The 13,132-nt window shown below is 70.9% G+C and carries 7 protein-coding genes and 2 pseudogenes; 3 read left to right on the top strand and 6 right to left on the bottom strand.

The features are described from left to right. Positions 1–7 precede the first annotated feature (7 nt). The 5 genes and pseudogenes from B1L07_12155 to B1L07_12175 all read right to left on the bottom strand — a co-directional run bounded on the left by B1L07_12155 (position 8) and on the right by B1L07_12175 (position 7,889). Positions 8–544: a GNAT family N-acetyltransferase gene (locus B1L07_12155; protein AUZ55715.1), complete on the bottom strand. Its 537-nt coding sequence runs from the start codon at positions 542–544 to the stop codon at positions 8–10. Then, positions 537–3,662, bottom strand: a complete 3,126-nt coding sequence (locus B1L07_12160) for a multidrug transporter AcrB (GenBank protein AUZ55716.1) — start codon at positions 3,660–3,662, stop codon at positions 537–539. The genes B1L07_12155 and B1L07_12160 overlap by 8 nt, the downstream gene beginning before the upstream one ends. Then, complete coding sequence (locus tag B1L07_12165; protein ID AUZ55717.1) at positions 3,659–4,732, bottom strand: efflux transporter periplasmic adaptor subunit; 1,074 nt, start codon at positions 4,730–4,732, stop codon at positions 3,659–3,661. Before B1L07_12165 ends, B1L07_12160 begins: the two co-directional genes overlap by 4 nt. A 384-nt stretch (positions 4,733–5,116) precedes the next feature. After that, positions 5,117–6,996: pseudogene (locus B1L07_12170) on the bottom strand (adenylyl-sulfate kinase). Beyond that, positions 6,996–7,889, bottom strand: a complete 894-nt coding sequence (locus B1L07_12175; protein ID AUZ55718.1) for a sulfate adenylyltransferase small subunit — start codon at positions 7,887–7,889, stop codon at positions 6,996–6,998. The pseudogene B1L07_12170 and the gene B1L07_12175 overlap by 1 nt, the downstream one beginning before the upstream one ends. Positions 7,890–8,110: 221 nt before the next feature. Here B1L07_12175 and B1L07_12180 point away from each other — a divergent pair, with 221 nt between their 5' ends. The 3 genes and pseudogenes from B1L07_12180 to B1L07_12190 all read left to right on the top strand — a co-directional run bounded on the left by B1L07_12180 (position 8,111) and on the right by B1L07_12190 (position 12,470). After that, complete coding sequence (locus B1L07_12180) at positions 8,111–9,997, top strand: sulfite reductase [NADPH] flavoprotein, alpha-component (GenBank protein AUZ55719.1); 1,887 nt, start codon at positions 8,111–8,113, stop codon at positions 9,995–9,997. Positions 9,998–10,033: 36 nt separating this feature from the next. Further along, a complete protein-coding gene (locus B1L07_12185) occupies positions 10,034–11,740 on the top strand; it encodes a sulfite reductase subunit beta (GenBank protein ID AUZ55720.1) in 1,707 nt (568 codons plus the stop codon). Further along, positions 11,737–12,470: pseudogene (locus B1L07_12190) on the top strand (phosphoadenosine phosphosulfate reductase). Before B1L07_12185 ends, B1L07_12190 begins: the two are co-directional and overlap by 4 nt. Before the next feature lie 141 nt (positions 12,471–12,611). On the opposite strand, the gene B1L07_12195 reads toward B1L07_12190, so the two are convergent. Next, entirely contained in the window at positions 12,612–13,091 is a 480-nt protein-coding gene (locus B1L07_12195; GenBank protein ID AUZ55721.1) for a hypothetical protein, read from the bottom strand. Positions 13,092–13,132: the final 41 nt, after the last annotated feature.

Consider the following 13,132-nt stretch of genomic DNA (forward strand, 5'->3'; position numbering starts at 1 on the left):
AGGGCCGTCACGACCCCGGCGGCCACGCCCGCAGGCGGGCGAAGCAGCGCATGTCGTGCAGTACGCCATCCTTGAACACGGCCTGGCGCTCCAGGCCTTCCTCGATGAAACCGGTCTTGAGCAGCACCCGCGCCGAGGCGGGATTGCCGGCCATGACCTGTGCCGCGAGCCGGTACAGGCCCAGCTGTTCCATCACCCACGGCGCGAAACCGTCCACGACCGTGGTCATGATGCCCTGCCCCCAGTGGCGCCGCCCCAGCCAGTAACCCAGGGTCGCGCCATGGCGGCGCTCGCCGCTGCCCTGCTGCACGCCGATGCCGCCGCAGGCCTCACCGTCGATCTCCAGCGCGAACACCGGCCCGGACAGGTCCAGCACCTGCCCGGACAGGAACGCCTCGCCGTCGGCGCGGGTGTAGGGATACGGGAAGCGCGTGCCCAGCCCGCGCGACACCGCCGCGTCATCGGCATGCCGCAGCAGCGACGCCAGGTCGTCCGCCCGCCAGTGGCGCAGCCGCACCGCGCCGATGGCGGGCGGCTCACGCATGCCCGCCCACCGATGGCGTGTCGCGTTCCTGCCTGGCCAGCTCGTTGGCCACCGTTTCCGGCGACTGCGTGTACGGCGCCAGCAGCGCGTAGAACGCCGGCACCACGAACAGCGACAGCAAGGTGGAAACGGCGACACCGAAGATCACCACGATGCCGATGGTGCCGCGGCTGGCCGAACCCGGGCCGCCGGCCAGCACCAGCGGCACCGCGCCGACCACGGTGGCGATGGAGGTCATCAGGATCGGACGCAGGCGCACCGTCGAGGCCTCGACGATGGCCTGGTGCACGTTGCGGCCCGCGTCGCGCAGCTGGTTGGCGAACTCCACGATCAGGATGCCATTCTTGGCCGCCAGGCCGACCAGCATGACGATGCCGATCTGGCTGAACAGGTTGAGCGTGCCGCCGCTGACGTACAGGCCGACGAAGGCGCCGAGCACGCCCAGCGGCACGGTCAGCATGATCACCAGCGGATGGATGAAGCTCTCGAACTGCGCGGCCAGTACCAGATAGACCACCAGCAGCGCCATGGCGAAGGTCAGCAGCACCGCGCCTCCGGCGCTCTGGTACTCGCGCGACTCGCCCTTCCAGTCGATCTGCGCGTACTCGGGCAGCTCCTCGCGGGCCACCTGCTGCACCCAGGCGATGGTCTCGCCCAAGGTGTGGCCGGGGGCCACGCTGGCGCTGATGGTGATCGAGCGCAGCCGGTTGAAGCGGTTCAGGGTGCCGGCCTCGGCCACCTCGCCGAGGCTGACCAGGTTGGACAGCGGCACCAGTTCGCCCGAACGCGCGCGCACCTGGATGGCCGCCAGGTCGGCCGGCGACGCACGGCCCTCGCGGCCGGCCTGCACCAGCACGTCGTATTCCTCGCCGTTGTCGACGAAGGTGGTGACGCGGCGCGAGCCCATCATGGTTTCCAGCGCGCGGCCGATGTCGGTCACGCTCACGCCCAGGTCGGCCGCACGCTGGCGGTCAATGTTGACCCGCATCTGCGGCCGGGTTTCCTTGTAGTCCGAATCGGCGCCGACCAGGCCCGGGTAGTCGGCCATGCGCGCCAGCAGGCGGTCGCGCCACTGCGCGATCTCCACGTACTCGGGCCCGCCCAGCACCACCTGGAACGGCTGCCCGAAACTGCGCACCAGGCCGCCACCGACCTGGGTGCGCACGCGCACGCCGCTGAGGCCGTCCAGTTCCTTCTGCAGCGCGCTGGCGACGTCGGCGGTGGCTTCCTGGCGTTCGCGCCAGGGCTGCAGGAACACGCTGATACGGCCGGTGTGCATTTCCTCGCTGTTGCCCCAGCCGCCGGGCACGCGCGGGTTGGCGCGCACGATCGGCTCCTCGGGGCCGACGAAGCGGTCGACGATGCGCTCGACCTGCTGCACCTGGCCGACGGTGTAGTCGAAGCCGGCGCCCTCCGGGCCGTCGATGATGATCTGGAACGAGCCGCGGTCCTCGGCCGGCGCCAGCTCCGACGGCAGCAGCCGGAACAGGCCCCAGCTGGCACCCAGCGCGGCCAGCATCACCAGGCCGAATACCCAGCTGCGCTGTACGTGGCGGTCCAGCACCCGGCCGTAGGCGGCCGCCACCCGCGCCAGCTGGCGGTCGATGAAGCGGTTGATGCGGTTGGGCCGGCGCTCGCTGTGCGGCCTGAGCAGCTTGGACGCCATCATCGGCGTCAGGGTCAGCGCGACGAACGCGGACAGCGCCACCGCCGCGGCCAGCGCCACCGCCAGCTCGCGGAACAGGCGGCCGGTGTTGCCCTCCAGGAAGCCGACCGGCAGGAACACCGCCACCAGTACCGCGGTGGTGGCGATCACCGCGAACGCCACCTGCGCGGTGCCGCGCCGCGCGGCGACCAGCGGCGGTTCGCCCAGGTCGATGCGCCGCTGCACGTTCTCCACCACCACGATGGCGTCGTCCACCACCAGGCCGATGCACAGCACCAGCGCCAGCAGGGTGAACAGGTTGATCGAAAAACCGAAGGCGAACAGCGCGATGAACGCCGCCACCAGGCACACCGGCACCGTCACCGCCGGGATCAGCGCCGCGCGCAGGCTGCCCAGGAACAGCCAGATCACCACCAGCACCAGGAGCATCGCCTCCACCAGGGTGGCATAGACGCGCTCCACCGCCGCCTCGATGAAGGTGGTGTTGTCGAAGGCGACGAAGATCCGGGTACCGGCCGGCAGGGTCCTGGCGATGCGTTCGGCCTCGGCGCGGGTGGCGCGGGCCACGTCCAGCGCATTGGCGGTGGAGGTCTTGACGATGCCCATGCCGATGCCGGGCTCGCCGTTGCTGCGGTAATAGGCGCGGCGCTCGGCCGAGGCCAGCTCGACCCTGGCCACGTCGCCCAGCCGCACCACGTAGCCGTCGCTGCCCTTGCCCAGCGGGATGCTGGCGAAATCGGCCGGGGCCACGTAGCTGCGCTCCACGCGCAGGGTGAAATCGCGGTCGGCCGACTCGATGCGCCCGGCCGGCAGCTCCACGTTCTCGTTGCGCAGCGCCGATTCCACCTCGCCCACGGTCAGCCCGCGCGCGGCCAGCTGGTCGCGGTCCAGCCAGATGCGCATGGCATAGCGCTGGCGCCCGCCGATGCGCACCTGGGCCACGCCGTCGATGCTGGAGAAGCGGTCGACCACGTAGCGCTCGGCGTAATCGCTGAGCTCCAGCGTGTCCATCGTCGAGGAGCTCATGTTGAACCAGATGATCGGGTCGGCATCGCTTTCGACCTTGGCGATCTCCGGCGGGCGCGCTTCCTCGGGCATGCGGTCGGCGACCCGGCTGACCGCATCGCGCACGTCGTTGGCGGCGGCCTCGATGTCGCGGTTGGCGGTGAACTCGATGCTCACCGAGGCGCGGCCGTTGGTGCTGCGCGCATTGATGGTGTCGATGCCCTCGATGCCGGCCAGCGCGTCTTCCAGCACCTGGGTGATGCGGCTTTCGATCACCGCCGCCGAGGCGCCGGTGTAGTCGACCGACACCGAGACGATGGGCGGGTCGATCGCCGGCAGCTCACGCAGGGTCAGGCGGCTGAAGGACATCAGCCCCAGCACCACCAGCAGCAGGCTCATCACCACGGCCAGCACCGGCCGCTTGATCGACAGGTCCGACAGCTTCATTCGGCGCTGGCCCCGGCGGCGGCCGGCGCGGCCTTGGCGTCGGCGATGCGCAGGCCCGGGCGCAGCTTGCCGGTACCGTCGACGACGATGCGCTGGCCGGCCTCGAGCCCTTCCACGATCTCCACCACGCCGGCGCGGCGGGTGCCGGTCCTGACGTCGGCGCGCTCGACCGTGGCGTCGTCGCGGACCCGGAACACGTAGGAGTCACGGCCGACCTGGACCACCGCGATCTCCGGGATCACCAGCGCCTGCCGCTCGGGGCGGAACACGCGCACGTCCAGCAGCATGCCCGGGCGCAGCGCATGGTCGGGATTGGCGAAATCGGCGCGCACGGTGACCGCGCGGCTGCCCGGGTCGACCCGCGCATCGACAGTGCTGACCTCGCCCTCGAAGCTGCGCCCCGGGTAGGCGATGCTGCTGCCGCTGACCTTGTCGCCGGGCTTGAGCGAGGCCAGCTCGGCTTCCGGCACCTGGAAATCGACATGCATCCGCGAAATGTCGTCGAGCGTGGCGATCACCGTGGTCGGGGTGACCAGCGAACCGGGGCTGACCTGGCGGATGCCGAGCACGCCGGCGAACGGCGCCCGCACCTGGCGGTCGGCCACGTCGGCGCGCATCTGCCGCACCCGCGCCTCGGCCGCGTCGCGGATCGCCTTCTGGGTATCAAGGGTGGAACTGGCGACCAGCTGCTGGGTGGCCAGCTCGCTCTGCCGGCGGTACAGGCGGTCGGCTTCGTCGAAGGTGGCCTGGGCCTGCGCCAGCGCCGCCTGCTGCGCGTCGATGCGCAGGGTCACCAGCGGTGCCCCGGCGGCCACTTCCTGGCCGCTGCGGAAATGCACCGCGTCGATGATCTCGCTGACCTTGGCGGTGACGGTCACCGACTCGCGCGCCCGGGTGGTGCCGATGGCCTGCAGGGTGTCGTTCCAGGCCGAACGCGCGACCACCTGGGTGGTGACCGGCACCGGCGCGCCCTGCGCACGCGGCGCATCGCCGCTCCCACGGCCGCAGGCGGCCATTCCCAGCGCCAAGACAATGCCACCGGCCAGGGTGGCCGAAAAACGCCACAACATACGTCGTTCCGTCCGCTACATGATCGCGCAGTCTAGCCGCCGCCAGTGAAGGGCCGGATGTGCCATTGGGTGGGGCCGGGCCATAACCAGGGCGGGGTCACCCATTGCCTGCCGCCATGGCTTCCGGCCGCGCCCGGGGGCGGGCGGCCGCGAGCGCCGGACCGCGCCCGGGATGGCCGGGGATGGCGCAGGACGGCGCGGACGCGTACTTCGGCAAGCGACCCTGCGACGGCGCAGGACGGCCGTGCATTCACCTTGCCGGCAGGCAAGCGGGCGCCCGCCCGGGGCGGCGGACGTGCGCCGCCCAGCGCCGCGCCACCGGCCCGGGTGCGGGCAGTATCGGCCGCGCGTGCAACGCGGCCGCGGTGCTCCGCGGCCCGCGCCTCAGCGCAATGCCAGCCGTACGACCTGGTCGGCCATCGCGTCCAGCGCCTCGCCGTCGGCGTACAGGTGCAGTTCCGGCGCTTGTGGCGCTTCGTAGGGCGAATCGATGCCGGTGAAATTGGGAATCTGCCCGGCCCGCGCCTTGCGGTACAGGCCCTTCACGTCGCGCGATTCGGCGACCTCCAGCGGCACGTCGACGAAGATCTCGACGAACTCGCCCGGGGCGAAACGCTCGCGCGCCATCTGCCGCTCGGCACGGAACGGCGAGATGAAGCTGACCAGCACGATCAGGCCGGCGTCGACCATCAGCCGGGCCACCTCGGCCACGCGGCGGATGTTCTCCACCCGGTCCTCGTCGGTGAAGCCCAGGTCGCGGTTCAGGCCGTGGCGGACGTTGTCGCCGTCAAGCAGGAACGTGTGGCAGCCACGCGCGTGCAGGCGCTTCTCCACCTGGTTGGCGATGGTGGACTTGCCCGCGCCGGACAGGCCGGTGAACCACAGCACCCGCGGGTCTGCCCCTTGATCCGCGCGCGCGCGGCCGGATCCACGTCCAGGTGCTGCCAGTGCACGTTGCCGGCACGGCGCAGGGCGAAGTCCAGGGTACCAGCGGCGACGGTGGCGTTGCTCTGGCGGTCGATCAGGATGAAGCCGCCCAGCGCGCGGTTGCGCGCATAGGGTTCGAAGGCGATGGGTTCGTCCAGGGACAGGTTGCAGTAGCCCACCTCGTTCAGCTCCAGCCGCTTGGCCGCCAGCTTGTCCTGCGTGTTCACGTCGATCCGGTGTTTGATCTCGCTGACGCTGGCGGCCACGCTGCGGCTGCCGATCTGCAGCCAGTACGGCCGCCCGGGCAGCAGCGCGGCATCGTCCATCCACAGCACGTGCGCGGCGAACTGGTCGGCCACTTCCGGCGGATCGCCGGCGGCGGCGATCACGTCGCCGCGACTGACGTCGATCTCGTCGGCCAGGACCAGGGTCACCGCCTGGCCGGCGCGGGCGACGTCCAGCGGGCCATCCGGGCCGAGCACCTCGCGCACCGTCGAACGCCGCGCCGACGGCAGCACCACCACCGCGTCGCCGGCGCGCACCTGGCCGGCGGCGAGGGTGCCGGCGAAGCCACGGAAATCCTGGTGCGGCCGGTTCACCCACTGCACCGGCAGGCGCAGGCCGCCGCCGCCGTCGTGGCCGGCGATGGCCACCGTGTCCAGGTGCTCGATCAGGGTGGGACCGTCGTACCACGGCATCAACGCCGAGCGCGTCGACAGGTTCTGCCCTTCCAGCGCCGACAGCGGGATCGCCTGCACGTGGGCGATGCCCATCTGCGCGGCCAGTGCCGCGTACTCGGCGGCGATGCGCTCGAACACCGCCGCGTCGTAGCCGACCAGGTCCATCTTGTTGACCGCCAGCACCACCTGGCCGATTCCCAGCAGCGAGATGATGTAGCTGTGGCGGCGGGTCTGCTGCAGCAGCCCCTTGCGCGCGTCCACCAGCACCACCGCCAGGTCGGCGGTGGAGGCGCCGGTGGCCATGTTGCGGGTGTACTGCTCGTGGCCCGGGCAGTCGGCGACGATGTACTTGCGGCGGTCGGTATCGAAATAGCGGTAGGCCACGTCGATGGTGATGCCCTGCTCGCGCTCGGCGGCCAGCCCGTCCAGCAGCAGCGCATAGTCGATACGTTCGCCCTGGGTGCCATGGCGGCGGCTGTCGGCCTCCAGCGCGGCCAGCTGGTCGTCGAACAGGCGCTTGCTTTCGTACAGCAGCCGCCCGATCAGCGTGCTCTTGCCGTCATCGACGCTGCCGCAGGTGATGAAGCGCAGCAGCGGCTTGGATTCGTGCTGCTGCAGGTAGGTGGCGATATCGGAAGACGTTGCCGGTGCGTTCATCAGAAATAGCCCTCCAGCTTCTTCTTCTCCATCGACGCGGACGGGTCGTGGTCGATCACCCGGCCCTGCCGCTCGGAACTGGTGGACACCAGCATTTCGGCGATGATCTTCTCCAGCGTGTCGGCCTGCGATTCGATGGCCCCGGTCAGCGGGTAGCAGCCCAGCGTGCGGAACCGCACCCGGCGCAGCTGCGGCACCTCGCCCGGACGCAGCGGCAGGCGCGCGTCGTCGACCATGATCAGGCTGCCGTCGCGCTCGACCACCGGGCGTTCGGCGGCGAAGTACAGCGGCACCACCGGGATCTTCTCGCGGTAGATGTAGAGCCAGATGTCCAGCTCGGTCCAGTTGGACAGCGGGAACACGCGCACGCTCTCGCCGGGGTGGATGCGCGCGTTGTACAGGTTCCACAGCTCCGGCCGCTGGTTCTTCGGGTCCCAGCGGTGGCGGTCGTTGCGGAACGAGAACACGCGCTCCTTGGCCCGGGATTTCTCCTCGTCGCGGCGCGCGCCGCCGATCGCCGCGTCGAACTTCCATTTGTCCAGCGCCTGCTTCAGGCCCTGGGTCTTCATCACGTCGGTATGCACCGCGGCGCCATGGCTCACCGGGCCGATGTCGCGGGCGACGCCATCGGGGTTGATGTGCACCCGCAGGTCCACGCCGGTCTCGGCCACGCGACGGTCGCGGAAGGCGATCATCTCGCGGAACTTCCAGCGCGTATCCACGTGCAGCAGCGGGATCGGCGGCACCCCGGGCGCGAACGCCTTGAGCAGCAGGTGCAGCAGCACCGAACTGTCCTTGCCCACCGAATACAGCAGCACCGGGTTGGCAAAGCCGGCCGCGACCTCGCGCAGGATATGGATGCTCTCGGCTTCCAGCCGGTCGAGATGCGACAAAGGGGGGGAACGGTCATTGCGGAAGTTTCAGCGGCTGCACGTGTAAGAACGGTGGAAGGGTAGCAGCGCAGACAGGCGCACGTCCCCGGCAGGATGGCGAGTGTGCGCGGCGCGCGCCCCGCGCAGAAATGAACGCAGGGCATGAACCGATAACCGCGCATCCTTTCCCGCGCCCCGCGCCGCTCCCTAGCATCGGTCACCCATCCCCGACCGGACCGGACATGACCGCCGCCGCTGCCACCGTGCCCCCCAGCCCCCTGCCCGAGGACCGCAGGGCGCTGCTGGCGCGCCTGGTCGAGGGCCTGGACGGCAACAGCCTGTGGTGGCTGTCCGGCTTCGCGGCCGGGCTGGCCCAGGGCCATCCGCCGCCGTCGCTGGCGGTGATTCCCGGCGGCCAGCCGGCGGCGCCGGCCAGCGGCCGCCTGACCATCGTCTATGGCAGCCAGACCGGCAATGCCCGCCGCACCGCCGAGCAGCTGGCCGGCGACGCCGAGGCCGCCGGGCTGGCGGTGCGGCTGCTCCGCGCCGACGCCTACCCGACCCGCGAACTGGCCGGCGAGCGCCTGCTGTACATCGTCATCAGTACCCAGGGCGAGGGCGACCCGCCGGACGACGCCATCGGCCTGGTCGAGTTCATCGGCGGCAGGCGCGCACCGAAGCTGCCGGAGCTCAGCTACGCCGTACTCGGCCTGGGCGATTCCAGCTACGCCGATTTCTGCGGCATCGGCCGCAGGCTGGACGCACGCCTGGCCGAGCTGGGCGCGCGGCGCCTGCAGCCGCTGGGCGAGGCCGACCTCGACATCGACAGTGTCGCCACGCCATGGCGCAGCCGTGCCCTGGCGGACGCACGCCAGGTGCTGGGCGACGCTGCCGCGACGACCGCCAGCAACGTCACTCCGCTGCGCCACGGGCACGGCCACGGCACGGCGTACAGCGCACAGCATCCATTCATGGCCGAACTGCTGGCGCGGCAACCGATCAGCGGCCGCGACTTTAAGGGCCCGGCCTTCGGCCACTACGGCCGCTTCGACAAGCGCGTGCACCACCTCGAACTGTCGCTGGAGGGCAGCGGCCTGCACTATGAGCCGGGCGACGCGCTGGGCATCGTCCACCGCAACCCGCCGCAGCTGGTCGATGCGATCCTCGCCGCCACCGGGCTGGACGGCGACGCCGGCGTCAGCCATGGCGGCCATGAGCGCCCGCTGGCGCAATGGCTGGGCGAACACCGCGAACTGACCCGCATTTCGCGCCCGTTGCTGGCGACCGTGGCCGAACGCAGCGGCAGCGCCGACCTGGCCGGCCTGCTGGAGCCGGCCCGCAGCGGCGAACTGGCCGCCGTGTTCGCCGACCACCAGTTGGTCGACGTGCTGCACCGCTGGCCAGCCGACTGGGACGCCACCGCACTGGTCGCCGCGCTGCGCCCGGCCGCGCACCGGCTCTACTCCATCGCCTCCAGCCGCAGGCGCGTGGGCGAGGAGGTGCACCTGACCGTGGACGAACTGGCCTACGACGCGCACGGCCGCGGCCATGTCGGCGCCGCCAGCGGGTTCCTCGCCACGCTGCAGGAAGGCGCGCAGGTGCCGGTGTTCGTCGAACCGAACGAACGCTTCCGGGTTCCCGCCGATGCCAGCCGCGACATCATCATGATCGGCCCCGGCACCGGCGTGGCGCCGTTCCGCGGCTTCGTGCAGGAACGCGCCGAGACCGGCGCCAGCGGCCGCAACTGGCTGTTCTTCGGTGCCCGCCACTTCAACAGCGATTTCCTCTACCAGGTCGAGTGGCAGGAGGCCCTGCAGAAGAAGGAACTGCATCGCCTCGACCTGGCCTTCTCCCGCGACCCTCTGAAATCCCCGCACATGGATGCGCGGGCTGGCTCGCAGCAACGCATCTACGTGCAGCAGCGCCTGCGCGAGCGCGGCCGCGACCTGTACGACTGGCTGCAGGGTGGCGCGCACCTGTACGTGTGCGGCGCCATCGCCATGGGCAGGGACGTGCATGCCGCGCTGCTGGAGGTGGTGGCCGCGCACAACGGCGGCGATGCCGAGGCCGCCGCCGGGTACCTGTCCGCGCTGCAGCGCGAAGGCCGCTACGCCCGCGACGTGTACTGACGCGTTGCGCGCACCCACACCGCCATTGGACACACCATGAGCCACCCATCCGTCGAAACCATCAAGCGCGAAAGCCGGCGCCTGCGCGGCACCATCCACGAGGGCCTGGACGATGCCACCACCGGCTCGTTGGGCTTCGAGGACCAGCGCACCATCAAGTTCCACGGCAGCTACCAGCAGGACGACCGCGACCTGCGCGACGAGCGCCGGCGGCAGAAGCTCGAGCCCGCGCACCAGTTCATGATCCGCATCCGCGCGCCGGGCGGGGTGTTCACCCCGCAGCAGTGGCTCGGGCTCGATCGCATCGCCACCACCTGGGCCAACCACTCGCTGCGGGTCACCACCCGCCAGACCTTCCAGTTCCACGGCGTGATCAAGCGCGAGTTGAAGGCGACGATGCAGGCGATCAACGCCGCGGCGCTGGATACCGTCTCGGCCTGCGGCGACGTCAACCGCAACGTGCTGGGCGCCAGCAACCCGCTGCTGTCGGGCCTGCATGCACAGGTGCACGCGTGGGCGCAGCAGCTGTCGCTGCGCTTCCTGCCGGCCACCCGCGCCTACTACGAGATCTGGCTGGACGAGGAAAAGGTCGCCGAAAGCGGGGTCGAGCACGAACCGCTGTATGGCGACACCTACCTGCCGCGCAAGTTCAAGATCGCCGTGGCGGTGCCGCCGTACAACGACGTCGATGTGTTCGCCAACGACCTCGGGCTGGTCGCCATCGTCGACGACGCCGGCAACCTGGCCGGCTTCAATGTCGCCATCGGCGGCGGCATGGGCGCCAGCCATGGCATCGCCGCGCATTACCCGCGGCTGGGCAACGTGATCGGCTTCGTGACCCCGGAACAGGTATTCGCCATCGCCGAGGCCGCCATCACCGTGCAGCGCGACCTGGGCGACCGCGAGGAACGCAAGCACGCACGCTTCAAGTACACCATCGACGACCACGGCACCGACGCCATCGTGGCGCTGATGCAGGAACGCGCCGGGATGGTGCTGCAGCCGGCGCGGCCGTTCCGCTTCGAGCACAACGGCGACCGCTTCGGCTGGGTGGAGGGTGCGGACGGCCTGTGGCACCTGACCCTGTCCCTGCCCAGCGGGCGCATCGCCGACACCCCGGGGCGGCCACTGCTGAGCGGCATGCGCGAGATCGCGCGGGTGCATCACGGCGAGTTCCGCCTGACCGCCAACCAGAACCTGATCATCGCCGGCGTGCCCGCGGCACAGCGCGCGCGCATCGACGCACTGGTCGCGCAGCATGCGCTGGACCTGGAGAACAACGCGCCCACCGCCACCGCGCGTGGCGCGGTGGCGTGCGTGGCGCTGCCGACCTGCGCGCTGGCGATGGCCGAGGCCGAACGCTACCTGCCCGGCTTCCTCGCCGCGCTGGAACCGCTGCTGGCCCGGCATGGCCTGCGCGAGGCGCCGATCCTGCTGCGCATCTCCGGCTGCCCCAACGGCTGCTCGCGCCCGTACCTGGCCGAAATCGCCCTGGTCGGCAGGGCGCCGGGCCGCTACAACCTGTTCCTTGGCGGCGACCACCGCGGCCAGCGCCTGAACACGCTGTACCGCGACAACGTCACCGAGGCGCAGATCCTGCAGGCGCTGGAGCCGCTGCTGGCGCGCTATGCCGCCGAACGCGACGCGGACGAACGCTTCGGCGACTTCCTGCACCGCCGCGGGCTGATCGAACTGCCGCCCTACCCGACCCACCGCCAGATTGCCGTGGAACTGCACGCATGAGCGCCCTGCCCCTGTCTTCCCGCCACACCGGCAACACCGCGTCCCCGAGGAAACCGCCGCGCTCGACGCGCGGCTCGAGGCGATGGACGCGACCGCGCGCGTGCGCTGGGCGCTGCAGCACCTGCCCGGCACCCACGTGCTGTCCTCCAGCTTCGGCGCGCAGTCGGCGGTGACCCTGCACCTGCTCAGCCGCGAGCGGCCGGACATCCCGGTGATCCTGATCGACACCGGCTACCTGTTCCCGGAAACCTACCGCTTCGCCGACACCCTCAGCGAGCGCCTGGGCCTGAACCTGAAGGTGTACCGGCCGCTGGTCAGCCGCGCCTGGATGGAGGCCCGCCACGGCCGCCTGTGGGAACAGGGCCTGGTCGGCATCGAGCAGTACAACAACCTGCGCAAGGTCGAGCCGATGAAGCGCGCGCTGGACGAGCTGCAGGCCGGCACCTGGTTCACCGGGCTGCGCCGCAGCCAGTCGAGCGGCCGCGCCACCACGCCGGTGCTGCAGCGCCGCGACGCGCGCTGGAAGGTCAACCCGATCGCCGACTGGAGCGACCGCGACGTGTGGCAGTACCTCAAGCAACATGACCTGCCCTACCACCCGCTGTGGGAACAGGGCTATGTGTCCATCGGCGATTACCACACCACCCGCCGCTGGGAACCTGGCATGCGCGAGGAGGACACCCGCTTCTTCGGCCTCAAGCGCGAGTGCGGCCTGCACGAGGACATCTAGGGCGGCCAGCGTGCGGCGTTTGCGCGGCGACGCCCCTGCGCGGCAGGCGCCACCCACCGTGGACGATCCGTCGCACCCCGCAGTGCCGGGCTTGCCCGGCAGCAACTTCCGGGCGAGACCAGCGCAACATGCGCGGCGCGATCAGCTGGGCACAGCTTCCTGCTGCTGTTCCCAGAACGCCAGCAGTCCACGCAGCCCCGGCGTGTCGCCGGCGTGCGCCAGGTCCTCGCCCAGGTACCGCGCTTCCTGCCGCCACTGGCGGCTGCTCAGCTCGCGCAGCGCGCTGCCATCGGTGCGGCTGCAGCCCATGTGCCACTGCGCGAAATATAGCTGTTCGACCGGGCCATCCTGCAGCTCTTCCAGCCCGACGTGCATGCGCGAATCGCGGATGCGCGCATAGATCTTCTCCACCCCGGCCGGCGGCCCTTCGAAATACTGGAAGAAGCGGTGGCCGTCGTGCAGCAGCACGCCGGTGACGCCTTGCATGCGGTTGTGCGCACGCGCGTCGATCAGCAGGCGGTCGAGATCGGCCGGCGTCAGCCCGGCCACGGCGGTGCTGACATAGGCCACGGCCCGGTGCGTCATCTGCGGTTCCTGCTTCGTCCCTGGGTGCGCAAGCATGACACAGGCGTCCCGCCGCCGGTGGCCCGGCAGCGGGACCC

Source organism: Stenotrophomonas acidaminiphila, from assembly GCA_002951995.1.
GTDB lineage: Bacteria > Pseudomonadota > Gammaproteobacteria > Xanthomonadales > Xanthomonadaceae > Stenotrophomonas > Stenotrophomonas acidaminiphila_A.

Coding starts and splice junctions, on each gene's coding strand:
- B1L07_12155 (AUZ55715.1), bottom strand. CDS start 544: ATGCGTGAGCCGCCCGCCATCGGCGCGGTGCGGCTGCGCCACTGGCGG.
- B1L07_12165 (AUZ55717.1), bottom strand. CDS start 4,732: ATGTTGTGGCGTTTTTCGGCCACCCTGGCCGGTGGCATTGTCTTGGCG.
- B1L07_12185 (AUZ55720.1), top strand. CDS start 10,034: ATGAGCCACCCATCCGTCGAAACCATCAAGCGCGAAAGCCGGCGCCTG.
- B1L07_12180 (AUZ55719.1), top strand. CDS start 8,111: ATGACCGCCGCCGCTGCCACCGTGCCCCCCAGCCCCCTGCCCGAGGAC.
- B1L07_12195 (AUZ55721.1), bottom strand. CDS start 13,091: ATGCTTGCGCACCCAGGGACGAAGCAGGAACCGCAGATGACGCACCGG.
- B1L07_12160 (AUZ55716.1), bottom strand. CDS start 3,662: ATGAAGCTGTCGGACCTGTCGATCAAGCGGCCGGTGCTGGCCGTGGTG.